24 protein-coding genes and 1 pseudogene are annotated in these 23,939 nt (G+C 70.6%); 13 read left to right on the top strand and 12 right to left on the bottom strand.

Annotation, left to right across the window (positions count from 1 at the left end):
• Positions 1-246 precede the first annotated feature (246 nt).
• The 3 genes from dusB to WBG06_RS24325 form a co-directional block, all read right to left on the bottom strand.
• Positions 247-1,383: a tRNA dihydrouridine synthase DusB gene (gene dusB / locus WBG06_RS24335; RefSeq protein WP_336740059.1), complete on the bottom strand. Its 1,137-nt coding sequence runs from the start codon at positions 1,381-1,383 to the stop codon at positions 247-249.
• A 65-nt stretch (positions 1,384-1,448) separates the two neighbouring features.
• The gene (locus tag WBG06_RS24330; RefSeq protein ID WP_336740057.1) at positions 1,449-2,078 is read right to left on the bottom strand and encodes a hypothetical protein; all 630 of its coding nucleotides are present in this window, start codon (positions 2,076-2,078) and stop codon (positions 1,449-1,451) included.
• Between the two features lie 129 nt (positions 2,079-2,207).
• Complete coding sequence (locus WBG06_RS24325; protein ID WP_336740056.1) at positions 2,208-3,608, bottom strand: glycine--tRNA ligase; 1,401 nt, start codon at positions 3,606-3,608, stop codon at positions 2,208-2,210.
• A gap of 172 nt (positions 3,609-3,780) precedes the next feature.
• On the opposite strand from WBG06_RS24325, the gene WBG06_RS24320 reads away from it, so the two are divergent.
• Positions 3,781-4,647, top strand: coding sequence for an SCO6745 family protein (locus WBG06_RS24320; protein WP_336740054.1), 867 nt, complete (start codon positions 3,781-3,783; stop codon positions 4,645-4,647).
• Positions 4,648-4,687: 40 nt separating this feature from the next.
• Positions 4,688-5,020 carry a hypothetical protein gene (locus tag WBG06_RS24315; RefSeq protein WP_336740051.1) on the top strand — a complete coding sequence of 111 codons (333 nt, stop codon included), beginning with the start codon at positions 4,688-4,690 and terminating at the stop codon, positions 5,018-5,020.
• A 4-nt stretch (positions 5,021-5,024) separates the two neighbouring features.
• Here the strand turns inward: WBG06_RS24315 and WBG06_RS24310 are convergent, their stop codons facing one another.
• Genes WBG06_RS24310 through WBG06_RS24290 form a run of 5 tightly spaced genes read right to left on the bottom strand, consistent with a single transcriptional unit; the run spans position 5,025 to position 8,161 of the window.
• Entirely contained in the window at positions 5,025-5,159 is a 135-nt protein-coding gene (locus tag WBG06_RS24310; RefSeq protein ID WP_336740049.1) for a hypothetical protein, read from the bottom strand.
• A 34-nt stretch (positions 5,160-5,193) separates the two neighbouring features.
• The gene (uppS, locus tag WBG06_RS24305) at positions 5,194-5,877 is read right to left on the bottom strand and encodes a polyprenyl diphosphate synthase (RefSeq protein WP_336740047.1); all 684 of its coding nucleotides are present in this window, start codon (positions 5,875-5,877) and stop codon (positions 5,194-5,196) included.
• On the bottom strand, positions 5,877-6,422 hold the full coding sequence (locus WBG06_RS24300) for a GrpB family protein (RefSeq protein ID WP_336740045.1): 546 nt from the start codon (positions 6,420-6,422) through the stop codon (positions 5,877-5,879). The genes uppS and WBG06_RS24300 overlap by 1 nt, the downstream gene beginning before the upstream one ends.
• 24 nt (positions 6,423-6,446) lie before the next feature.
• Positions 6,447-6,917, bottom strand: coding sequence for a hypothetical protein (locus WBG06_RS24295; protein WP_336740043.1), 471 nt, complete (start codon positions 6,915-6,917; stop codon positions 6,447-6,449).
• A gap of 5 nt (positions 6,918-6,922) precedes the next feature.
• Positions 6,923-8,161, bottom strand: a complete 1,239-nt coding sequence (locus WBG06_RS24290; RefSeq protein ID WP_336740041.1) for an alpha/beta fold hydrolase — start codon at positions 8,159-8,161, stop codon at positions 6,923-6,925.
• A 120-nt stretch (positions 8,162-8,281) separates the two neighbouring features.
• Between WBG06_RS24290 and bioB the strand changes: the two genes are divergently transcribed.
• From bioB to WBG06_RS24250, 8 genes are all read left to right on the top strand, one after another.
• Positions 8,282-9,445 carry a biotin synthase BioB gene (gene bioB / locus WBG06_RS24285; RefSeq protein WP_336740039.1) on the top strand — a complete coding sequence of 388 codons (1,164 nt, stop codon included), beginning with the start codon at positions 8,282-8,284 and terminating at the stop codon, positions 9,443-9,445.
• Positions 9,426-10,736, top strand: coding sequence for an adenosylmethionine--8-amino-7-oxononanoate transaminase (locus tag WBG06_RS24280; RefSeq protein WP_336740037.1), 1,311 nt, complete (start codon positions 9,426-9,428; stop codon positions 10,734-10,736). The genes bioB and WBG06_RS24280 overlap by 20 nt, the downstream gene beginning before the upstream one ends.
• 1 nt (position 10,737) lies before the next feature.
• Positions 10,738-11,871 (top strand): 8-amino-7-oxononanoate synthase, encoded by a 1,134-nt coding sequence (locus tag WBG06_RS24275; RefSeq protein ID WP_336740035.1) that lies wholly within the window; start codon positions 10,738-10,740, stop codon positions 11,869-11,871.
• Between the two features lie 115 nt (positions 11,872-11,986).
• A complete protein-coding gene (bioD, locus tag WBG06_RS24270; protein ID WP_336740033.1) occupies positions 11,987-12,634 on the top strand; it encodes a dethiobiotin synthase in 648 nt (215 codons plus the stop codon).
• A gap of 11 nt (positions 12,635-12,645) precedes the next feature.
• Positions 12,646-13,614 (top strand): metal ABC transporter substrate-binding protein, encoded by a 969-nt coding sequence (locus WBG06_RS24265; RefSeq protein WP_336740031.1) that lies wholly within the window; start codon positions 12,646-12,648, stop codon positions 13,612-13,614.
• Entirely contained in the window at positions 13,611-14,423 is an 813-nt protein-coding gene (locus tag WBG06_RS24260) for a metal ABC transporter ATP-binding protein (RefSeq protein WP_336740189.1), read from the top strand. Before WBG06_RS24265 ends, WBG06_RS24260 begins: the two co-directional genes overlap by 4 nt.
• A complete protein-coding gene (locus tag WBG06_RS24255) occupies positions 14,423-15,442 on the top strand; it encodes a metal ABC transporter permease (protein ID WP_336740029.1) in 1,020 nt (339 codons plus the stop codon). The genes WBG06_RS24260 and WBG06_RS24255 overlap by 1 nt, the downstream gene beginning before the upstream one ends.
• On the top strand, positions 15,429-15,821 hold the full coding sequence (locus tag WBG06_RS24250; protein WP_336740028.1) for a Fur family transcriptional regulator: 393 nt from the start codon (positions 15,429-15,431) through the stop codon (positions 15,819-15,821). The genes WBG06_RS24255 and WBG06_RS24250 overlap by 14 nt, the downstream gene beginning before the upstream one ends.
• Before the next feature lie 100 nt (positions 15,822-15,921).
• Here WBG06_RS24250 and WBG06_RS24245 read toward each other — a convergent pair whose 3' ends face one another.
• The 3 genes and pseudogenes from WBG06_RS24245 to recO form a co-directional block, all read right to left on the bottom strand.
• Positions 15,922-16,701 (bottom strand): isoprenyl transferase, encoded by a 780-nt coding sequence (locus WBG06_RS24245; RefSeq protein ID WP_336740027.1) that lies wholly within the window; start codon positions 16,699-16,701, stop codon positions 15,922-15,924.
• Positions 16,702-16,846: 145 nt separating this feature from the next.
• Positions 16,847-17,656: pseudogene (locus WBG06_RS24240) on the bottom strand (YibE/F family protein); the annotation flags it as partial.
• Positions 17,657-18,018: 362 nt separating this feature from the next.
• Complete coding sequence (recO, locus tag WBG06_RS24235) at positions 18,019-18,747, bottom strand: DNA repair protein RecO (protein ID WP_336740025.1); 729 nt, start codon at positions 18,745-18,747, stop codon at positions 18,019-18,021.
• 121 nt (positions 18,748-18,868) lie between these two features.
• Between recO and WBG06_RS24230 the strand changes: the two genes are divergently transcribed.
• Complete coding sequence (locus WBG06_RS24230; RefSeq protein ID WP_336740024.1) at positions 18,869-19,678, top strand: ion transporter; 810 nt, start codon at positions 18,869-18,871, stop codon at positions 19,676-19,678.
• A 126-nt stretch (positions 19,679-19,804) separates the two neighbouring features.
• A complete protein-coding gene (locus WBG06_RS24225) occupies positions 19,805-21,550 on the top strand; it encodes a serine/threonine-protein kinase (protein ID WP_336740023.1) in 1,746 nt (581 codons plus the stop codon).
• 6 nt (positions 21,551-21,556) lie between these two features.
• On the opposite strand, the gene pdxR is transcribed toward WBG06_RS24225, so the two are convergent.
• Positions 21,557-22,933, bottom strand: coding sequence for a MocR-like pyridoxine biosynthesis transcription factor PdxR (pdxR, locus tag WBG06_RS24220; RefSeq protein WP_336740021.1), 1,377 nt, complete (start codon positions 22,931-22,933; stop codon positions 21,557-21,559).
• A gap of 67 nt (positions 22,934-23,000) precedes the next feature.
• Between pdxR and WBG06_RS24215 the strand changes: the two genes are divergently transcribed.
• On the top strand, positions 23,001-23,936 hold the full coding sequence (locus WBG06_RS24215; protein WP_336740019.1) for a DMT family transporter: 936 nt from the start codon (positions 23,001-23,003) through the stop codon (positions 23,934-23,936).
• Positions 23,937-23,939: the final 3 nt, after the last annotated feature.

The following is a 23,939-nucleotide window of genomic DNA, read 5'->3' as shown; positions in this document are numbered from 1 at the left end:
GGTCTTACGGACGGCCCGAGTGTCGCCTCTATGGCTGCCGGCCACACGCAATCCTTTGCTCGACTACAAGGTCAGTGCCCGAGCATCTCCAAGGAATCAAATGGGTCAGACCCAGTTGAGACCCGTCGGGGAAGTCCGGGCACGCGGACCGAGTACAACACACACGACACGGGGTATTCCAATTCTCTTACCGAGTTTTTGCGTTGTTTTGTATCTGTCGATCGACTGACTCCAGCCGTCCGAACCTCAGCCTCCGGAGGTCTCCGAGACGTTCTCCGCGAACCCGCAGCCACGCCCGTCGGCGTCGTCCAACCACCCCTCCGGAAGGACCACCTTGTCGCGCGGCGCACCCTGTCGCCCACGCGGCGCACCCAGCTGTGACGTGGGGAAAGGCTCGTTCCGGTCCAGCTTGGCGAGCATCTCGTCGAGGTCGGCCAGGCTGTTCACCAGACCGAGAGTCCGGCGCAACTCGCCACCGGCTCCGAAGCCCTTGAGATACCACGCGATGTGCTTGCGGATCTCCTTGCAGCCCCGCTCCTCGCCCATGTGCTCGCAGAGCAGCTCGGCGTGTCGGCGCATGATGTCGCTCACCTCGCCGAGGTTCGGGAGGACGTTGACCGACTCGCCGGCGAAGGCGGCCGCCAGATCGCGGAAGAGCCAGGGGCGGCCGAGGCAGCCGCGGCCGATGACGACACCGTCCACCCCGGTCTCCTCGACCATCCGGATCGCGTCGGCGGCCTCCCAGATGTCGCCGTTGCCGAGGACCGGGATGTCGACCGACGACTTCAGCTCGGCGATCGCGTCCCAGTCGGCGGTGCCGGAGTAGGCCTGGGCGACCGTACGTCCATGCAGCGCGATCGCGGCGGCGCCGCTCTCCTGGGCGATCCGGCCGGCGTCCATGTAGGTCAGGTGGTCGTCGTCGATGCCCTTGCGGGTCTTCATCGTCACCGGTACGTCGTAAGGTGCCGCCGCACGGACCGCGTGCTCGAGGATCTCGCCGAGCAGACCGCGCTTGTAGGGCAGGGCTCCCCCACCGCCCTTGCGGGTCACCTTGGGCACCGGGCAGCCGAAGTTGAGATCGACGTGCGCCACCCCGTAGTCGCCACAGAGGATCTCGGTCGCCTTGCCGACGTAGACCGGGTCGGTGCCGTAGAGCTGCACGCTGCGCACGGTCTCGGCCTCGTCGAAGACGAGCATGTCCTTGGTGTGCTGGTCACCCTCCACCAGGCCGCGGGAGGTGATCATCTCGCAGACGTAGAGGCCCGCACCCTGCTCGGCGCACAGACGCCGGAAGGCGGCGTTGGTGACACCGGCCATCGGCGCGAGCACCACAGGGGTGTCGACGGTGAGGCTGCCGAACTTCAACGGGCCGGGGAGAGACATGCCTTCTATTGTCCGGCCAGCGGCGCGCCGTACGAAATCAAGCAGTCGAGATCAAGCAGTCGGCGTCACGAGGACGGCGAGGCGGACGGAGAGCCCTTGGGCGCCACGTACGGCGTCGGCTCGCTCTCCCAGGTGATCGGGTCGAACTCCTCGTAGGGCCGGAAGCTCACGCCGACGAGCTTGCCCTGGTCCGGGACGAGCATGACGAGGCAGACGTCGACACTGGCTCCGGGCGCGAACTGCTTGGGGAACGCCTTCGGGTTGCACGGCTTGAACGGCTCCTTGAACGTGGCCGCCTCGACCAGGTTGCCCTCCCCGTCGAGCCCCCACAGCGGTGCGTCGTAGCCGCCGAGGTCGGTGTCACCGTCGTTCTTGATGGTGGCGCGCACGAAGTAGGGGGCGCGCGCCAGCGTCGCCTCGTCGAGCTTCCAGCCGGAGAACGTCTGCTTGTAGGAGGTCGACTCGAGCTTGTCGACGGTGATGGAGATCGTGCCGTCGATGCCCTCCTTGGGCGCCCACTCGACCGTCGCGGTCTCGCCGAGCTTCCGGTCGGCGCCGGGCTCGGTGAGGGCACCGGCGGAGGGCGAGGCCGACGCGGAGGGCGAGACGGAGGGCGAAGCGGATGCGCTCTCGGACGGCTTGGGCGCATTCGTCCTCGGGGCGGTGCCGCTGCACCCCATCACTGACATGGCCATGACCACACCCGTGACGGATGCGGCAAGTACGGACCCCGGTCGTTGCATGGGGACATCCTGCCGCACAGATCTCGAGATCGTGCAGCAGGACGCCCCCTGCAAGGTTTACGGACCGATAACGGTGTCCGCTCAGGCGCCGATCAGGCGCTCGGCGAAGTAGCGGCTCACGCCCTCGAGCGGGATCCGCTCCTGCTTCATGGTGTCGCGCTCACGGATGGTCACCGCGTTGTCCTCGAGGGTGTCGAAGTCGACGGTGACGCAGTAAGGCGTGCCGATCTCGTCCTGGCGGCGGTAGCGCTTGCCGATCGACTGGGAGTCGTCGAAGTCGACGGCCCAGTTGGCGCGCAGCTCGGCCGAGAGCGCCTTCGCCTTCGGGCTCAGCGCCTCGTTGCGGGACAGCGGGAGCACGGCGATCTTGACCGGCGCGATCCGGTGGTCGAGCCGGAGCACGACCCGCTTGTCGACGCCGCCCTTGGCGTTGGGAGCCTCCTCCTCGGCGTACGAGTCGACGAGGAAGGTCATCAGGGCGCGGGTCAGACCGGCCGCGGGCTCGATGACGTAGGGCAGGTAACGCTCGTTGTTGGCCTGGTCGAAGTACTGCAGGTCCTGGCCGGAGTGCTTCATGTGGGTGCCGAGGTCGAAGTCGGTGCGGTTGGCGATGCCCTCGAGCTCACCCCACTCGCTGCCCGGGAAGTTGAACCGGTATTCGATGTCGACGGTGCGCTTGGAGTAGTGGGAGAGCTTCTCCTGGGCGTGCTCGTAGTGGCGCAGGTTGTCGGGGTTGATGCCGAGGTCGGTGTACCACCGGGTGCGCTCGTCGATCCAGTACTGGTGCCACTCCTCGTCCTCACCCGGCTTGACGAAGAACTCCATCTCCATCTGCTCGAACTCGCGGGTGCGGAAGATGAAGTTGCCCGGCGTGATCTCGTTGCGGAAGCTCTTGCCGGTCTGGGCGATGCCGAACGGCGGCTTCTGACGGGTGCTCGTCACCACGTTGGCGAAGTTGACGAAGATGCCCTGCGCGGTCTCCGGACGCAGGTAGTGGAGGCCCGACTCGTCCTCGAGGACACCGAGGTGGGTCTTGAGCATGCCGGAGAACTCGCGCGGCTCGGTCCAGGCGCCACGGGTGCCGCAGTTGGGGCAGGCGACGACCTCGTTGATGACGACCGAGTCGGGGTCCTCGATGCCCTTCTTCTCCGCGTACTCCTCCTGGAGGTGGTCGAAGCGGTAGCGCTTGTGGCAGGACTGGCACTCGACCAGCGGGTCGTTGAAGGTCTCGACGTGGCCGGAGGCGACCCAGGTCTGGCGCGGCAGGATGATGCTGGAGTCGAGGCCCACGACGTCGTCGCGCTGCTGGACCATCGCCTTCCACCACTGGCGCTTGATGTTCTCCTTGAGCTCGACGCCGAGGGGGCCGTAGTCCCAGGCACTCCGGGTGCCGCCGTAGATCTCGCCGCTGGGGAAGACGAATCCACGCCGCTTGGCAAGGGAGACGACGAGGTCAAGGGTCGATGCTGGCGGCTTAGCCACGATGAAAAGCTCTCTGCTCGATGCGAGCCCGGCCGGCTGCCGGGCCTCGGTGCTGGGGGATCCACGGAAATCGTATCCGTGGTGTCATCTTGTTATGTACGCCGCCCGCGGGGCCAATTCGCTGGGCCAATTCGCTCGGCCGATCGGGCGAGTGGCGCTAACGTCGTCCGCCATGGAGCCCAGTGCGCGTCGTCTGTGGAAGCTGCTCGAGCCGATCCATGCGGTGGGCTACTTCTCGCCCGAACCGATCGCCCTGCTCAAGGACGCCGGCTACCGCGGCTACTGGATGGGCTACTTCGCCGCTCGCTCCGCTCCTCTGGGGGTCGTCCCGGCCGAGGTCGTCCATGCGGTCTTCTACAACTTCGCCTTCTCCCACGTCTCCCGCGCGCTTCCCGACGCCTGGGGTTTCGCACCGCCCGAGGCGGCGCACGAGGCGAGGCGCTCGGGAGCGATCGCGGCGCTCCGCCGCCAGCTCGGTCCGCTCGCCGACTCCGACGACGTCGCCCGGGCCGCCGCGCTCGCCTCGCGCGCCGCTCTCGGTGCCCCGATGGAGGGTCGGCCCCTGTACGCCGCGCTGCGCTCGCTCTCCGTCGCCGAGGATCCACTCGCCCTTCTCTGGGACGCTGCCACGCTGCTGCGCGAGCACCGCGGCGACGGTCACATCTCCGCTCTGCTCACCGCCGGGATCGGCGGCCGCGAGTCCCACGTCTTCCACGCCCTCGCCACCGGGCTGTCCCCGTCGGCCTACGCCACCTCCCGCAACATCCACGAGACCGAGTGGTCCGCCCTCGTCGCCGGCCTGCGCTCCCGTGAGCTCGTCACCGACTCCGGCGACTCCCTCACGGACCTCGGCCGCGAGACGAAGGCCGAGATCGAGTCCACGACCGATGCGCTTGCCGCCACGGCGTACGCGTCCTTGGAGCCGGCCGAGATCGACGAGCTCATCGCTCTCCTGCGACCGCTCACGAAGGCCGTCGTCGCCTCCGGCGAGATCCCCGGCCAGTCACCGATGGGCCTGAACCTCGACGACCTCGACTGACCCGTTGCCCGCCAGGGCCGGGAGGCTCATGCTGGGCACCATGGCGATGCAGGACCTGGACCCCCGGCTCACACCGATCCTCGAGCTGGCGGCCGTGGCAGCGGCACGACCCGGCGTCGAGGTCGATGAGGAGACCCTGCGGGAGATCTTCGAGGAGGCAGCGATGCTGCTCGATCTCGGAGGCGTCCTCGACGAGCTCGATGACCACGACTCAGGCGACGTGGTCGCCGGCCTCTGCGCCGACCTGCTCACCGACGACCCCGCGGTCAGCATCCGCGCGCACGCGGAGGTGGCACTGGCCGACGAGTCCCTGCACGATGCCGAAGCAGCCGCGGTCGCCTACCGGATGGCCGCCCACGCCCTGCGCCTCTGAACGCCTACGCCGTCACCAGCTCGCGCAGTGAAGTGATCCGGCGAGGCACTGCCGCGGTGACGTCGAAGACGTGCCAGAACAGCGCATATGTGGGGTTCTGACGCACCAGCCGCCGGTCCGACGCGGGAGTTTCACGCATGTGCACGGTTGTGGTGCAGACCTCGAGCCGCTGGTCAGCCCGCTACGTCGCCCACCTGTCTCGCGGCGTAGAGCTCAAGGGCGTTGGCGAAGTCGGCGGCGGTGAAGTCGGGCCAGAGCTTCTCGCTGACGACGATCTCGGCGTGGGCGGTCTGCCAGGGGAAGAAGCCGGAGAGACGTTGTTCGCCGCTGGTGCGGATGACGAGGTCGATCTCCTTGACCGGGCCGCCGGGGAGAGCGGCTGTGATGGCCTGCTCGTCGATCTCGGTGGCACCTGCGGCGAGCGCGCGGCGGATGCCTTCGACGATGTCACCGTGCGGGTCGTAGCCGATCGCCATCGTGAGGTGCGCCGGGCGGTCGGCGGTCTCACGCTCGGCCCCACGCAGCGCGTCGGCCGCGTCATCGGGCAGGAGCGAGAGGTCACCGGAGACGTGGAGGGCCCAGCGGCCGCTGCGTACGACGGTCCGCGGGAGCTTCTCCGTGAGGATGCCGAACAGGTGCTCGACCTGGGACTTCGGTCGTTTCCGGATGTTGTCGGCGGAGAGGACGTAGGAGGTGAGGTGGTCGATCCGCCAGCGCGTGCACCACTCCAAGAGGTCCTCGACATGGGCGGCTCCGACGTCGTGCCCGGCTCCCGGACTCGCGAAGCCCGCCTTCTTGGCCCACCGGCGGTTGCCGTCCATCACGACACCGACATGGGTCGGAAGAGTGTGAGACATCAGCGGCTCGGGTCGTTGAGCGAGAGGATCTGGCTGAGCTCGTCGGCGGTGAGGTCGGCGAGGGCGAGGACCTTCTGCAAGACGTCGGATTTTCCGGCGATGTAGGTATCGATGTCCATGGTCGGGTCGGCGACCAGGGCGAGCTTGACCGCGGCGTACTCGTCGCGGAGGTCGTCGCGCCGGCGGAGGACGTCGCGGACGGCGAGGTGGTTGCGTACGTTGAGGGTGCCCGCCGCGCAGACGTAGACGTGACGCCGCGGATCGGTGTCAGGGGCGTAGAACGCCTCCCGGCCGGCGACCCCGAGGTCGCCACGGTGGCGGTAGCCGATCCGTTCGAGGGCGGTGACCGCGGCCGGGACGTCCTCCGGCGCGACGATGATGTCGATGTCGAGGACGGGCTTGGCCGCCAGCCCTGGGACCGACGTCGAGCCGACGTGCTCCACGCGCGCCTCCGGCCCGTCCGCGAAGGCGCTCCTCAGGGTCGCGGCGACCTCCTCGAAACGGATCGGCCACGCCGGGTCGTACGCCCTCACCTCGATGCCCACGGGCGAGAGTCTGACAGGTCCGGCTCAGGCGTGACCGGCAGACGCCCGCGTCCGGGCGGGCAGCTGGGTGACCAGGCTCGTGACGGTGTCGGACAGAGCGAGCACCAGCACGGCCGGGACGGAGGCGACGAGCAGGGCTGCGGCGGCGGCCCACGGTCGGCCCGCCAGGTCGAACACCAGCCACGCGAGCCAGGTGGCACCACCGGCGAGGGCGACCAGGACAGCGGCGCCGGCGAGGATGCCCTTGATGCCGCCCACGACACGGGCGGCGATCGCCGCGGGCGCTCCGACCGCCACGCAGACCGCGCCGGCGACCGCACCGAGCAGCACCAGCACCGGACCGGCGAGAGGGCCACCGACGCCGTGGTCGCCGACCGCGGCGGCGATCAGGAGACCGGCGTAGGCCAGTGCGGCGAGCAGCGGGTAGAGGAGACCGACGAGCACCATGGTGAGCACGAAGGATGCGGTGCGGATGGCCGTCACGGGCAGGGTCATCGGCGTCAGACCCGCCCGCGGGCCATGCCGATGAGGCGGTCGAGGACCTCCTCGGGCGCGACCTGGACACCGTTGTGGAGGTGGGCGTTGGTGATCCACGGTCGCAGGGTGGGGACCAGCTCTGCGGTGGCCAGCGAGTGCTCGCGCAGGACGTAGGGGTCGTCGTAGTAAACCGCCGCAGCGCACGGCACGTCGACCGAGGCGAGCACCGACGGGTCGTAGAGGCTCGGCCACTCCCGCTCGGCGAGCAGGTCCGCCGCCTCGGCGAACGGCGCCAGCAGCGGGTCCTCGGTGAGGTGCCACGGGAAGAGGTGCTCGGCGGTGAGGAGGGTCGGGTCTGCCTCGTACGCCGCGGGCTGGACCCGCGCGGAGGCCCAGCGGGTCGCCTGGCCGTCGGCGTAGCAGGCCTCGTGGACGAGCACGTAGAGCGGCGAGTGTCCGCTGAACGGCAGCAGCGCGGCGACCTCGTGGCCGAAGCCGAGGCCGGCGGGGTCACGCTCGAGCAGGTAGTGGATCCGCTCGGAGCCGCCGGTCATCCCGAGCAGGCTGCCGATGGAGCGCGCCTGGCGGGAGGAGAGCAGGCCGCCGTGCGGGAGCCGGATCTCGCCGGCGTCGCAGCGCTCGACGAGCGCGCGCATCCGGTCGCGGTCGCCGGGGAAGCGGGCGTAGTGACGCTCGGTGAGCTCGATGGTGCGGGCGAAGGTCGCGGCGTAGACCTCGTCGACGGGCAGGCCGACCGGCGGCACTCCCCCGGTGAAGAGCACCTCGCGCAGCGACTCGGAGTGGGTCGAGAGGTAGCGCAGCGAGCAGAACCCGCCGAAGGACTGCCCCAGCAGCGACCACCGATCGATGCCCAGGTGGGCGCGGAGGAGCTCGGCGTCCTCGACGATCGAGTCGGCCCGGAAGTGGGCCAGGTGGTCGGCCTGCTCCTGCGGGGTCATCCCGGACATCGCGGTGATCGGGGTCGACCGTCCGGTGCCACGCTGGTCGAGGAGGATCACCCGGTAGTCCTGCAGGGCTCGGTCCAGCCAGCCCGGCGCCATCGGCAGATCGATCGGGCGCGGGCCCTCGCCGCCCGGACCGCCCTGCAGGAAGACCAGCGCGTCGCGGTCGTCGCGGTCGCCCGGCCGGCGCACCTCGCGGGCGAAGACGGTCAGCGTCTCCGGGCCACCGCCGACGTGGTCGAGCGGCACCTCGATCTCGTGCTCGATGAGGACCAGTCCAGGGATCGTCTCGGTACGCACGCTCGTGATCCTAGGCGTCCGAATGGGGAGGCCGACGTTGCGGGGTCACGCCCGCCCGCATAACCTGAACACCGTTCACCTGAACGACGTTCAGTTACGCCATCGCCAAGGAGCCCGCCCATGACGACAGCCTTCGACCAGCTAGCCGACCGGATCCTGTCCGGCGGGGCGGCCACCGCCGAGGAGGCACTGACGGTGCTGCGTACCCCGGACGCAGATCTGATGGCCGTCGTCGCTGCGGCGGGACGGCTGCGCCGCGTCTACTTCGGCAACACCGTGAAGGTGAACTACCTGGTCAACCTCAAGTCAGGGCTGTGCCCGGAGAACTGCAACTACTGCAGCCAGGCGCTCGGGTCGCAGGCGCCGGTCCTCAAATACTCGTGGCTCTCCAAGGACGACACCCTGGAGCAGGCAGGAGCCGGACTGCGCGGTGGCGCCACCCGGGTCTGCATGGTCTCCTCCGGCCGCGGGCCGTCCGACCGGGACATCGACAAGGTCGTCGAGATGACCTCCGCCCTCAAGGACGCGCACGAGGGCGTCGAGGTCTGCGCCTGCCTCGGGCTGCTCAAGGGCGGGCAGGCCGAGCGGTTGAAGGCTGCGGGCGTGGATGCGTACAACCACAACATCAACACCGCCGAGTCCCACCACGACAACATCGTCCAGACCCACACCTACGAGGACCGCGTCGACACGATCGGCAAGGCCAAGGACGCCGGCCTCTCGCCGTGCTCGGGGCTGATCGCGGGGCTGGGCGAGACCGACGAGCAGCTCGTCGAGGCACTCTTCGCGCTGCGCGACCTCGACGCCGACTCCATCCCAGTGAACTTCCTGATGCCGTTCGACGGGACGCCGTACGAGAACACCTGGGAGCTCTCCCCCACCCGGTGCGTGAAGATCCTGGCGATGGCGCGGTTCGTCTGCCCGGACAAGGAGATCCGGATCGCGGGCGGACGCGAGATGCACCTGCGTACGCTGCAGGCCACCGCGCTGCACGTCGCCAACTCGATCTTCCTCGGCGACTACCTGACCTCCGAGGGGCAGGACGCGCTGGCCGACCTGGAGATGCTCCGCGACAACGGCTTCGTCATCCTCGGCATGGACGAACGTGCCTTCGGCGAGCTCATCGAGGAGCACCGCGCCAAGGTCGCCGGACGGGCCACCGGCGGTGGCTGCGGCAGCAGCTGCGGCGACGGCTGCGGGTCCGCTTGCGGCGGTCACGACGAGCAGGACCGGCCGGTGATCCGGCGCCGCGGAGCGGGGACCGATGTCGCTGCCAACGCTTGATCGGGGCGTCGGGAGCGCGTCCGACCTGCTCGCCTTCGACCGCGAGCACCTCTGGCACCCCTACACCTCGATGACCGACCCGGCGCCGGTGCGGCTCGTCACCGGCGCCGAGGGCGTACGCCTGCACCTCTCCGACGTCGACGGCACGCGCCTCGAGGTCATCGACGCGATGTCGTCGTGGTGGTCCGCGATCCACGGCTACCGTGTGCCCGAGCTGGACGCCGCCCTCTCCGATCAGGCCGGCCGGATGGCGCACGTGATGTTCGGCGGCCTGACCCATGCTCCCGCGATCGACCTCGCGCGCCGGCTCGTGGAGATCACCCCCGAGCCGCTGCAGCACGTCTTCCTCGCCGACTCCGGGTCGGTGAGCGTCGAGGTCGCGATCAAGATGGCGCTGCAGTCCCAGCGCGGCCGCGGGCGGCCGGAGCGTACCCGGCTCCTGACCGTGCGCGGCGGCTATCACGGCGACACCTTCGGCTGCATGAGCACGTGCGACCCGGTCGGCGGGATGCACTCGATGTTCACCGACATGCTGGCACCGCAGGTCTTCGCCGAGCGGCCGCCGGCGCCGGGCGGTGACGTGGAGGCCTGGGCCGAAGGCGTACGCCGGGTTGCCGAGGCGCACGCCGACGAGCTCGCCGGGATCATCCTGGAGCCGCGCGTCCAGGGCGCGGGCGGGATGTGGGTCTACGACGACCGCTGCCTGGTCGTGCTCCGCGAGATCGCCGACGAGCACGGGCTGGTGCTGATCTTCGACGAGATCGCCACCGGGTTCGGACGCACCGGCGACCACTTCGTGTCGTCGCAGGTCACGCCCGACATCGTCTGCCTCGGCAAGGCGCTCACCGGCGGCTACATGACGCTGGCCGCCGTGCTGACCACCGCCGAGGTCGCGCACGCGATCTCGCGCAGCGAGTCCGGCGTACTCATGCACGGGCCGACCTTCATGGGCAACCCGCTCGCCTGCGCGGTCGCGCTGGCCTCGCTCGACCTGCTGGCGGCTCGAGGCTGGGAGCGGGACGTGGCCCGGGTCTCCGGCGCACTCTCGACCGGCCTCTCCCCTCTCGCCGACCTGCCTCGGGTCAGCGACGTCCGCGTCCTCGGCGCCATCGGCGTGGTCCAGCTCGACCACCCGGTCGATGTCGCGAAGGCGACCGACGCCGCCTTGCGCGAGGGCGTCTGGATCCGGCCGTTCCGCGACCTGATCTACACGATGCCTCCGTACGTCACCGACGAGGCCGACCTCGCCCGCATCTGCCGCGCCGTCGGCGCAGCGGCGGAGGTGGCCTGAGATGGGCTGGCAGACCTGGCTCGAGGAGTCCGCCACGGCTCGGGACGCAGCCGGACTGACCCGGCGACTACGGCCACGTGGCCCTGACGACGCCACCTCGACGGAACACATCGTCGACCTGGCCGGCAACGACTACCTGGGCCTGTCCGGTCACCCAGACGTACGCCGCGCCGCGGCCGACGCCGCGATGCTCTGGGGCGCCGGCGCCGGTGCCTCCCGGCTGGTCACGGGCACCTTGACCCTGCACGGCGACCTGGAGGAGGAGCTCGCCGGCTGGCTGGGACAGCCGGGAGCGCTGACCTTCTCGACCGGCTACCACGCCAACCTATCGGTCGTCAGCGCCCTGGCCGACAGGAACGCCCATGTCGTCTCGGACGCGCACATCCACGCCTCGCTGATCGATGCCGTACGACTGTCCCGGGCTCAGCTGACCGTCGTCCCGCACAACGACGTGACCGCGGTCCGGGCAGCGCTCGTGGCGCGTCCCGGGATGCGCACGCTGGTGCTCGCCGAGTCGATCTACTCGGTCCTCGGCGACGAGGCACCGTTGGCCGAGCTCGCCGAGGCCTGCGGAGAGCACGGTGCGCTGCTCGTCGTCGACGAGGCCCACGGCGTCGGCGTGCACGGGCCCGGGCTCGTCCACCGCTACGGGCTCGCCGGACGAGCCGACGTGCTGGTCACCGCGACGCTCTCCAAGAGCCTGGGTAGCCAGGGCGGAGCCGTGCTGGGGCCGCCAGCGGTCCTCGACCATCTCGTCAACACCGCCCGCCCGTTCATCTTCGACACCGGCCTGGCCCCCGCTGCGGCCGCCGCGGCCCTCGCTGCGGCACGGATCGCGCGGTCGCGCCCGGATCTCGCCGACACCATCCGCGCCCGCGTGGCCGGGCTGGCGGCGACGCTCGGCGTGCCGGCGCCCGCCGGCGCGGTGCTGTCGGTGCCGATGCCCTCACCGGAGGCCGCGGTCGCCGCACAGGCGGACCTGCTCACCGAGGGCGTACGCGTCGGCTGCTTCCGCCCGCCCTCGGTCCCCGACGGGATCTCCAGGCTGCGGGTCACCGCCGGGGCTGGCGTCACCACCGAGGAGTGGGACCGGGCCACCAAGGCCATCGACGCGATCGTGGGTGGGGTCCGATGAGCGGGCTGCTGGATGTTCACCGAGGTAACTCGGTCAGCGTGCGCTTTCTTCGCGGAACTCCACGAAAGAAGCGCACCGACGCCGAGGTAACTCGGTCAGCATCCCGAGGCGCGGCATGACCGCGCGGGTGGTGATCGTCACCGGCACCAACACCGGCGTGGGCAAGACGGTCGCGACCGCGACGCTGGCGTCGCGGGCGCGTACGAACGGCGAGCGGGTGTCGGTCGTCAAGCCGGTGCAGACCGGCACCGCCGACGGCGACTGCGACGCCGCCGAGATCCACCGGCTGACCGGGATCGAGGTCCACGAGCTGACCCGGCTCGAGGAGCCACTCGCGCCGGACACCGCAGCCCGGAGGGCCGGGGTGGAGATCCCGGCGGTCGCTGCGTACGTTCCGACGATCTCGGCCCTGGCGCGCGCCCACGACCTCGTCCTCGTCGAGGGCGCGGGTGGCCTGCTGGTGCGCCTGGACACCGGCGGCGGCACGCTTCTCGATCTGGCCGACGCGCTGCGGACTGCAGGCGTGACCACCTCGTTCGTGGTCGTCACCGCGGCCGGCCTGGGCACCCTCAACCACACCGAGCTGACCGTGGCCGCGCTGCGTGCTCGCGGGTACGAGCCCGACGGCCTGATCATCGGCTCCTGGCCGGACGACCCGGGGCTCGCCGAGCGGTGCAACCGCGTCGACCTCCCCCGCGTGACCGGCGTACCTCTGCTGTTCGGGATCCCGGAAGGAATTGACAACCATTCTCAACATCTCTGAGAATGGTTCTCATGACCCCCACTACCCGCTACGCCGGTCTGCTTGCTGCCGGGACGCTCCTGCTCACGTCCGGCTGCGCCGCACTCTCCGACGACTCCGGTTCCTCCGCCTCCGGATCCGACTCGGAGAAGGTCCAGGTCGCGGCCGCGTTCTACCCGCTGGAGTTCGTCGCGAAGCGGGTCGCGGGTGACCTCGCCGACGTCACCGGCCTCACCAAGCCGGGCGTCGAGCCGCACGATCTCGAGCTCAGCATCAACCAGACCGCCGCGCTCCAGGACGCCGACGTGATCCTCACCGAGCACGGCTTCCAGCCCGCCGTCGACGACGCGATCGAGCAGGACGTCAAGGGTGATGTGGTCGACGTCGAGAAGGTCGTCGAGCTCCGCAAGGCCGAGGAGGGCCACGAGGACGAGCACGCCGACGAGGAAGAGGCTCACGCCGAGGAGGAGCACGACCACGGCGAGATCGACCCGCACTTCTGGCACGACCCGGCGCTCATGGCCGACTACGCCGAGAGCGTGAGCGACGCCCTCGCCAAGGCCGACCCCGACAACGCCGAGACCTACGCTGCCAACGCCAAGGCCCTGACCGAGGACCTGACCGCACTCGACGAGGAGTTCAAGACGGGCCTGGCACAGTGCAAGATCAAGGAGGTCGTGGTCTCCCACGACGCCTTCGCCTACCTGGACAAGTACGGTCTGGAGTTCGAGTCGATCGCCGGCCTGACTCCCGACGCCGAGCCCAACCCGGCCCAGCTCGCAGAGATCGGTGAGCACGCCAAGGAGCACGGCGTGAGCACGATCTTCTCCGAGCGCCTGGTCAGCACCGCGCTCGCCGACACGCTCGCTGAGGACCTCGGGCTGAAGACCGCGGTGCTCGACCCGATCGAGGGTCTCTCGGCAGAGACCGAAGGAGAGGACTACCTTTCCATCATGCGCCAGAACCTCGACGCCCTGAAGGCGGCCAACGGTTGTCAGTGAACCTCCCCGGGAAGAGCACCGTCCCCGCTGATGTCCCCGTGCAGCTGCTGCACGGGGATGTCGCGCTGTCCGGGCGCCCCGTGCTGCGTGATGTCGACCTGACGGTCGAGCGTGGCGAGTTCGTCGCACTGATGGGAGCCAACGGCTCCGGAAAGTCGACGCTCGTACGCACCCTGGTCGGCCTCAACCCGCTCTCGGCCGGTCGCCTCGAGCTGTTCGGACGCACCTTGGGAAGCTTCCACGACTGGTCGCGGGTCGGCTACGTGCCGCAGCGCAGCACCGCCACCGGCGGCGTACCGGCCTCGGTCTGGGAGGTCGTCGCCTCCGGCCGACTCACCCACCGCAAGCTGCTGCGGCCGCTGCGCAGCGCCGACCGGGCCGCGATCCGGGCGGCGCTCGAGATCGTCGGGATGGATGCCTACGCCCACCGCGGTGTCGCCCAGCTCTCCGGCGGACAGCACCAGCGGGTGCTGATCGCCCGGGCGCTCGCCGGACGTCCCGAGCTGCTGCTGCTCGACGAGCCCACCGCCGGTGTCGACCTGCCCAACCAGCACGCCCTGGCCGCGGCGCTCGGACGGCTCAAGGCCGACGGCGCCACGATCGTCCTGGTCGCCCACGAGCTCGGGCCGCTCGCACCGCTGGTCGATCGTGCCGTCGTCATGCGCGACGGCCGCAAGGCCTACGACGGTCCTCCCCTCACCGACGCCGACGTCCATGCCCAAGGCTTCGACGCCGGCCACGTCCACTGCGACGACGCATCGACCCCGGAGCAGAACGCCGCCGTCCCCATCCCGCTGAAGGAGCTGTGATGACACTTCTCGAGCTCTTCTCGGTCCCCTTCATGCAGCGCGCCCTGATCGCGGCGTTCCTCGTCGGGATCGCGGCCCCGGCCGTCGGCACCTACATCGTGCAGCGACGGCTGGCGCTGATGGGTGACGGCATCGGCCACGTCGCCGTCACCGGCGTCGCGATCGGCCTGTGGACCCAGACCTCGCCGACCTGGACCGCGGTGGTCGTGGCGATCGCCGGTGCCGTCGTCATCGAGCTCGTCCGCGAGCGCGGGCACGCCGAAGGCGACGTCGCGCTGGCGATGCTCTTCTACGGCGGACTGGCCGGCGGTGTCTTCGTCACCGGGCTCGCCGGAACCGGCGCGTCACGGCTCCAGGAGTTCCTCTTCGGCTCGATCCTGACCATCTCGGTCGACGACCTGCTCGTGACGATGGCCCTCGCGGTCGTGCTGATCGTGATCTGCGTCGGGCTCTCGCCGCAGCTGTTCGCGGTCTCCCAGGACCCCGACTACGCCAAGGTCGCCGGGCTCCCGGTGCGGTTCTACTCGATCCTGGTCGCCGTGCTCGCGGCGCTGAGCGTGGTGATCGCGATGCGCACCGTCGGGCTGCTGCTCGTCTCCGCGCTCATGGTCGTACCCGTCGCGATCGTCCAGCAGCTGACCCGGTCGTTCCGGATGACCCTGCTCGGTGCGATGGGCGCCGGGCTGGTGGCCTCGGTCGGTGGTCTGGTGCTGGCGGCCGCGCTGTCGCGCACCGGCGCCAACGTACAGCCCGGCCCCAGCATCGTGCTCGTCGCGCTGGCCGGGTTCTTCCTGGTCTGGCCGGTCGGCGCCTGGCTGCGGCGACGCCGGGCGCTGGTGGCCCCGTTCCCGGAGACCTCGCCCGAGGAGAAGCCGGTCGACGAGGAACACCCGCACCACCACGGCGAGAAGTGCGGACATGTCGCCGTCGAGCACGGCGACCACGTCGACTACATCCACGACGGGCACCGTCACGCGGCGCACGTCGGCGCGGAAGGAGAGCACTATGACGAGCACTGAACCTTCCGGCGCCCTGCGCCCCACCAAGCAGCGGCTCGCCGTCGCCGAGGCGCTGGAGACCTACGACGGCTTCCACTCCGCCCAGGAGATCCACTCCCGCCTCGACGGTGCCGTCGGCCTGGCCACCGTCTACCGCACCCTGACCGCGCTCGCCGAGGCCGGCGCGGTCGACGCGATGCGCTCCGAGGACGGCGAGACCATCTACCGCCGCTGCTCCGACACCCACCACCATCACCTGGTCTGCCGCCAGTGCGGCCGCACCGTCGAGGTCGAGGGCCCCGCCGTCGAGCGCTGGACCAAGACCATGGCCGAGGAGAACGGCTTCACCGACGTATCCCACACCCTGGAGATCTTCGGCACCTGCACCGACTGCCGCTGACTCCAGCCTCCCGAGAGGTCAGTTCTTGACCGCGAAGCGTCAGTTTCTGGCGCCGGGACGTCACTTTCTGAGCGCGAAAGGTCGTCTCGGGGAGGGTGGGTCAGACGGGGTTGGGGAGGGCGCCGCCGTAGCGGCGGTCCCGGGAGGCGTACGTCTCGATGGCATGCCACAGGTGACGGCGGTCGACGTCGGGCCAGAGGACGTCGGTGAAGACGAACTCGGAGTAAGCGGCCTGCCAGAGCATGTAGTTCGACAGGCGCTGCTCGCCGGAGGTGCGCCAGATGAGGTCGGCGTCGGGGAGCTCGGGGACGTAGAGGTAGCGCTGGAAGACCTTGTCGGTGATCTTGTCGGGGTTCAGCCGGCCTGCTGCGACATCCTTCGCGATCCGCGAGGCGGCGTCGGTGAGCTCGGCGCGGCCGCCGTAGTTGACGCACATCGTCAGCGTGCAGACGGTGTTGTGCTTCGTCATCTCCTCGGCGATCTTGAGCTCGTTGATCACCGACTTCCACAGCCGGGGCGCGCGACCGGCCCAGCGGACCCGGACGCCGAGCTCGTTCATCTCGTCGCGGCGGCGGCGGATGACGTCGCGGTTGAAGCCCATCAGGAACTTCACCTCGTCGGGCGAGCGCGACCAGTTCTCGGTCGAGAACGCGTAGGCCGAGATGGCCTTGACCCCGATCTCGATGGCCCCCTCGACGACGTCGAAGAGGGAGGACTCACCCTCTTCGTGGCCCTTGGTCCGGGGGAGGCCACGCTCCTTGGCCCATCGGCCGTTGCCGTCCATGATGATCGCCACGTGGTCCGGGACGAGGTCCTTGGGGACCGGGGGCGGGGTAGCCCCGGACGGGTGGGGTGTTGGGGTGCGGACCGGCTTGCTCACGAGGCCCCACCCTAGTCGGCGGATACCCGGCGGGCGGCTGCTGGCCCTGGTGTGGCCGGGGCGGGACCATCGGACGGCGAGGCGCGTCGTACTCCACCTCCTCGGTCCGACCCGTCGGACCGGGGACGGTCAGCGCCCCGATGATGGTGGTGATCGGCATTGCCAGGACCACCCCGACACCGGCGGCCATCGTGGCGACGATCTCACCGGCCATCTGCTCGGTCGTCAGCAGCGAGAAGAAGGTGCGGTCGTAGAGCTGGATCACCAGCAGCAGGGTCAGCGCGCTGCCGACGTAGGCGAACACGATCGTGTAGATCGTCGAGGCGACGTGGTCGCGGCCGATCCGCATCGCCCCGCGGAAGATGTCCCACCGCGAGGTCGAGGGCCCGGCGGCGCGCAGCTCCCACACCGCGGAGGCCTGGGTGATGGTGACATCGTTGAGCGCACCGAGGCCGGCGATGATCACCGCGGCCACCAGCAGGCTCTGCAGGTCGAGCGAAGCATCGAGCGAGGAGAGGGTCTGCCCGCTCTCCGAGCCGAGGCCGCTCAGCCTGCTCCCGCCGATCGCGACGGTGCCGATCAGCGCGGTCACCGTGACGCCGGCCAGGGTGCCGGCGAGCGCCACCGACGTACGCACCGAGAAACCGTGGGTCGTGTAGAGCACGACGTAGAGGATCAGCACCGAGGAGACCAGCGCGACCCACGCCGCGGGCTCGCCGGAGAGCAGCGCGGGCAGCAGGAACAGCCACACCACCGCCCCCGCGAAGCCCAGTCCGAGCACCGCCATCAGGCCCCGCAGCCGCGCGACGGCCACGACACAGACCACGAAGAGGCCGACCAGCAGGAGCAGCGGCGGTCCGCGCTCGACGTCGAAGAAGGCGTACGCCGCCTCTCCCTTCCTCTCCGTGCGGGAGAGCTCCACGTCGTCACCGGCCTCCAGACCGGAGGTGGCCATCGGCGTCGAGATCGTGACCGTCACCTCGGTGCCGGTGTCGGGTCCGCTGGTGAGCTTCGCCGAGGCTCGGTTGCAGCCTTCGGCCCGCCCATCAGCCTGTCCCTCGGGGGCGCACGGCTCGGAGACGGAGGTCACCTCGGCCGACTCGAAGACGACACCATCGGCGACGAACTCCTGCGAACCCTGGAGCTTCTCGACGGCGGCACGGTCGGGCCACCACACACCCACCCCGACAACGGTGAGGACGGCGACGATCACCAGCGAGACGGTGAGCACCATCCGTGGCAGCGCCTCGACCTCCACCTCGGCGTCGTGCCCGTGCCCGCCGTGGGAGTGGCCGTGGGAGTGGGCCATGCGGTTCCTCAGCTCTCGACGTATTCGAGCGAGCGCAGGTTGCGGTCCAGATGCCAGGAGAGGTACGCAGCGACCAACCCGCTCGCCTGCCTGCTGGTCCGGTCCTCGGCGCGGCCGACGGTATCCCAGTCGCCTGAGAGCAGCGCACCGAGGTGGGTGAGCGTCTCGGACGAGGGCGTCGCCGAGCCCGGCACCCGGCAGGTCGTGCACAGCGCACCACCCATGGAGACGTTGAACCACCGGTGCGGGCCCTCCAGCCCGCAGCGGGCGCACCCGTCGAAGCTCGGCGCGTATCCGGCGACGGCCAGCGAGCGCAGCAGGTAGGAGTCGAGCACGTGCCGGGGAAGCCGGTCGCCCTGGGCGAGCACCCGCAGCCCACCGACGAGCAGCAGATACTGCTGCGGCGCGGGCTCGCCCTCCTCGTGCACCAGCCGGTCGGCGGTCTCGAGCATCGCGGTGCCGGCGGTGTAGCGGTCGTAGTCGAGCCCGATCCCCGCGTGGAACAGCGTCAGCGTCTCGGCCTGGGTGATCGTGTCGAGCGTGCGGCCCTCGGCGAACTGCAGGTCGACGTGGGTGAACGGCTCGAGCCGCGATCCCCACCGCGAGGTGGTGCGCCGCACGCCCTTGGCCACCGCACGCACCCGCCCGTGGTGACGGGTGAGCATGGTGATGATCCGATCGGCCTCACCCAGCTTGTGGGTGCGAAGCACGATCGCCTCGTCGCGGTAGAGGGGCACAGACCCATTCTGCCGTGCGGGACCGACAACCGTGGCAGCGACAGACTCCGAGGACGGGGCAACTTCCTGTCGTCGGCGCGTGTGGCCGGCTTTGGTGGACGCGTCTCCTATCGTGCCCACCATGAGTTCCCCGGGCACCGACCGCCGCCACGACGACCGCAGGCCCGGCGCCGCCCCGACGCCGCCGGTGACGGTGGTCGACTGGTTCATGCTGGCGCTGGCCGTCGTCTCGGTCGTCGCGGCCCTGTGGGTGACGTTCTGGGACGTATCCACGGTCTGGTACGACCGGGTCGTCCTCGCCGACTATGTCGTGTGCGGGATCTTCGCCGTCGAGTTCGCGTGGCGGTGGTCCCGATCCGGGCTCGGCTGGCGGTTCCCGCTGCTCTACTGGTACGAGCTGCTCGGCATGATCCCGCTCGGGGTCGCCGCGAGCCCCGCCTTCCGCAGTCTCCGGCTGCTGCGCGTGGTGGTGATCCTCGTGCGCCTGATGCGCGCGGCCGACCGTGCCTTCGGCGACCGGATCTCGGCGTACGTGGTCGGGAGGTTCTCCGGAGCCATCGTCAACGCGATCCGCAAGCCGATCACGGTCGCGGTGCTCGACGAGGTGATCGCGGTGATCCAGACCGGCAACTACACCCGGCACATCTCCAGCGCGATCGAGGAGAACCGCGCCGAGATCGACACGCTCATCATCGACCTGATCCGCCAGGACCAGACGACGGGCAAGCTGAAGTACCTGCCCTTCCACGACGACATCGTCCGTCTCGTCGCCGACACCGTACTGCGCCTGGTCGACGAGGGGCTGGCCGATCCCCGCGTCCACGAGATCATCTCCGACGCCATCCGCGAGTCCGCCAAGGAGCTGCGGGAGAACGTCGGCTCGGACGAGCACGCCGCGGTCAAGCGCGAGCGGTCCTGGCGCGCTCCCTAGGCGTCACACCTAGATCTCGATTTCTTTGCGAAACCGTTCGAAACCGGTGTCACCACGGCCGCCGAGGCCGGATTCAGGGCATGATTCGGGCATGACCGACCGGCATGGATCTCGGGGACGCCCGCGATGAGCTCGACCTTCCCGACCCATCTCGGGAGGCTGCAGCAGGTCCGCCACATCGGTGCGGGTGCGTTCGCCTCCGTCTGGCTCTACTACGACCCCGATCTCGACTCCCACGTCGCGGTCAAGGCGCTCTCCCCCGGCTGGGTGTCGAACCCGGAGATCCACAAGCGCTTCCTGCAGGAGGCGCGGCTGCTCCGCTCGGTCGACTCACCCCATGTCGTCCGTGTCTACGACATCGGTCAGACCAGCACCGGCATCCCCTTCTTCGTGATGTCGTACGCCGACGGCGGCTCGGTCGCCGACCTGCTCAAGCGCTCGCCGGGCGGCCTGGACGCGCACGAGGTCGCTGACATCGTCGCCCAGGCCGCCGACGGGCTGATGGCGCTGAAGGCGCGCGGGGTGATCCATCGCGACATCAAGCCCGCCAACCTGCTGCTCACCTCCGAGACCTCCGGCGGCACCGCCGGCGCTCGCCGGGTGATGATCGCCGACCTCGGCGTGGCCCGCTCGCTCGACTCGCTCAACGAGGTCACCCGCGACATCGGCACCCCGTCCTACATGGCGCCCGAGCAGCTCGACCCGACGCTGCCGATCGACCACCGCGCCGACGTACGCGCTCTCGGTGCGGTCGCCTGGGCCCTGCTCGCCGGTCGCTCCCCCGCCCCGGCGCTCGGGCTCACCTCACGAGTGCCCGAGGCAGGCTCCGTACGTCCCCTCCCGGCCTCCGTGAGCCAGGCCATCGCCCGGGCGCTGGAGCCCCGGGCCGAGGACCGCTGGCCCGATGCCCGCTCGTTCGGCGAGGCGCTCCGTGGTGCGGTCGCGGGCTCCCCGGCCACCGGCGCCCCACGGGCTCACGCCGCAGCCCAGCCACCGCCGCCCACCTCGACGTCGCCCTGGCAGAAGTCGGCGTCGTACGTGCCGCCCGTGGGCCCGCCGAGCGGACCACCGAGCGGACCACCGGGCGGACCACCGGGCACCGGATCGCCCTTCGACCAGCCGACGACGGTGCCGACCGGCACCGGTCAGCAGCGCCCGGCGAAGCCGAGGCGCACCGGCCGACTGGTCGGCGGCGTGCTCGCCGCGGTGGTGGCCGTCGGCCTCATCGGCGGCCTGATCTACTTCGTGAGCACTCGCGGTGGCGACGTACCCGAGGTCGGCGAGTGCCGCAACCTCGACTACTCCGCAGCCAACGAGTTCGTCGACGAGAGCGAGCCAGTGGACTGCGCCGAGCCGCACACGCTCTACACCTTCCATGTCGCCACCGACGTCAAGGAATACAACGACAACGAGGCCGCCGGAGCCGCCTGCTTCACCCGCCTGGAGACCGGCCTCGGGCTGAACCCGGAGGCACTGGCGCGCACCGCCTACATCGTGAGCTGGTACTGGCCCACGGAGGCCACCTGGAACGACGGTGACCGCTACGTGAGGTGCGACGTCGGCGTCACGGTCCAGAAGGCCCCGATGATCGAGCTGCCCGAGGACCCGGTCCCCAACCCGTTCCCGACCGACCTCCGGGCCTGCATCGACAGCACCATCGACAAGGTCGTCCGGTGCGGGACCACCCACGACTACATCGTCGTCGACACCTTCGAGATGACCGGTGACGACTTCCCCGACCAGACCGAGACCAACATCCAGGGGCTGGGCGGCTGCCCGAGCGAGGCGACGATGTTCAAGGCTCCGTTCAAGACCGCCTGGATCGCCGGCAGCCGACTGGGGCTCTGCGCGAAGTACGACGTCGAGTCCTAGGACCTCTTAGGAGATCAGCGGCGCCAGCCGCCTGACCGCCTCCCGGAGGCGGTCGGGCGACGTCGCCGCGTAGCCGATCACCAGGCCCGGCGGACCGTCGCCCTCCCGGTGCCGGCTCAACGGATGGACGCCGATGCCCGCCTCGAGCGCGACCGCGGCGACGGCCGTGTCGTCGACCCCGTCGGGAAGCGTCGCCAGCACGTGCAGGCCTGCCGCCACCCCCTGGATCCGTGCAGCGGGGAGGTGCTCGGTGAGCGCCTCGAGCAGGGCGTCGCGGCGTGCCTGGTGCCGAAGCCGGACCAGCCGCAGGTGACGTTCGAAGGCACCTGAGGCCAGCATCCGAGCGAGGGTGACCTGCGGCAGCGCCGGGCTGGCCAGATCGAGCCAGTAGCGGGCCTCGACCAGCTCCTCCTGGAGGTCGGCCGGGGCGATCAGCCAGCCGAGCCGCATCGCCGGCGCCAACGTCTTGGACACGCTGCCGAGGTGGACGACGCGGTCAGGCGCGAGCACCTTCACCGCAGAGACCGGCGGCCTGTCATAGCGGTGCTCGGCGTCGTAGTCGTCCTCGATCACCAACCGGTGCGGCGCGGCCCGGGCCCACTCGACCAGCTCGCGGCGGCGCCGCGGCGCGAGCACGACACCGGTCGGGAACTGGTGAGCCGGAGTGGCCACGACGGCATCGACCCCGCTGGCCTCGAGTGCCGCCACGTCCAGACCGTCACCGTCCACCGGCACCGGGACCGTGGTCATCCCCCACCGTTGCAGATGCACTCGTACGCCGTAGGACCCCGGCTCCTCGAAGCCGATCCTGGTCCGGCCCCGCTCCTCGAGCCACCGGGCCAGGAGAACCAGACCCTGGGCGACGCCGTTGACCACCAGGATCTCGTCGGGCGAGACGGTGATCCCCCGGGTGCGTCCCAGCCAGACCGCGAGCGCCTCCCGGAGCACCGGCACTCCCCGCGGGTCGCCGTAGCCGAGGTCGGCGCTGCCGATCTCGGCGAGCACCTCCCGCGAGGCCTTGGCCCAGGCGGCCCGCGGGAACGCCGAGAGATCCGGCACCCCCGGGGAGAGGTCCAGATCGGGGGTCGGTGGCCGAGTGGCAGGACCCAGGCGACGTACGGCTCCAGGAGCCGCGCTCACCCGGGTGCCGCCGCCGCTGCGTGCGGAGAGCAGGCCCTCGTCGGTGAGCCGCTGGTACGCCTCGACCACCACCCCGCGCGAGATGCCGAGCTGGGCGGCGAGGGTGCGCGAGGCCGGCACGCGGGCGCCGACCACGAGACGGCCATCGGTCACCGCGTCGCGCAGCGCGGCGGTGAGCCAGGTCGCCAGCCCACCTGACGGCACTCCGGACGGGTCGAGCTGCAGGAAGTCCGCTCCGGTCACTTGGTCCACTCTGCCACGCCAGGTTTGGATCTGTCTGGCGGACCAAGAGGCAGCCAACCTTGTCCCCATGACCGTCAAAGCCCTCCCCCGACCCGACACCGGCTCCGCCAGGCACACCGGAGCACCGCCCCGTCGCGGCACCCTGCTCGCCATCGTGTTCGCCGCAGCCGGGATGGCCTGCGTCGGCAGCAGCGTCGCCGTCTCGGCCGCCATCACCGATGCCCCGCTCTTCACCCTCCAGACGGTCCGGTACGCCCTCGCCGCGCTCCTCCTGCTCGTGGTCGCACGCGTCACCGGCTGGCAGGTGCCGCGGCCGCGTGGTCGCGAGTGGCTGTGGCTGGCCGGGGTGGCGGCCGTGGGCCTGGTGCTGTTCAACGTCGGTGTCGTCCGTGGCGTCGCGCACGCCGAACCGGCGGTGATCGGCGTGGCGGTCGCCGCGGTCCCGATGCTGCTCGCGGTCGTCCCGGCCGTCGCGACCCGCACCCTCCCGCCGCGCGCCGTGGTCGTCGGGGCCGTCGTCGTGACGGCGGGGGCCGCTCTGGTCGAGGGATTCGGGAGGACCGACGCCGCCGGGATCGGCTACGCGCTCCTGGTGCTGGTCTGCGAGGCGGGCTTCACGCTCCTGGCCGTTCCCGTCCTCCCCCGCCTGGGTGCCTTCGGCGTCTCGTTCCACGCGGTGTGGATGGCCGCCGCCGGCATGGCCGTCGTCGGCGTCATGACCGAAGGGCCGACCGCCGTCGCCACGCTCGACTCCGTCGACCTGATGGCGGCCCTTCATCTGGCGGTGGTCGTCACCACGCTCGCGTTCCTGCTCTGGTTCACCGCGGTCGGGCGCCTCGGCTCCGGGCGGGCCGGCCTGCTGACGGGGGTGGTCCCGGTGGCGGCGGCCGGTTTCGGCGTACCTCTCAACGGGATCGTGCCCGGCCCGATGATCTGGGCGGGCACGGTCGTGGTCGCGCTGGGCCTGGTGGTCGGCCTGCGCGGAGCGCCGCCGCGGGGGTGACCC

Origin of the sequence: Nocardioides sp. CCNWLW239, from assembly GCF_037137035.1 — a bacterium.
Classification (GTDB): domain Bacteria; phylum Actinomycetota; class Actinomycetes; order Propionibacteriales; family Nocardioidaceae; genus Nocardioides.
The sequence above is the reverse complement of the archived record's forward strand: the minus strand, read 5'-3'. Positions and strand labels throughout refer to the sequence as shown.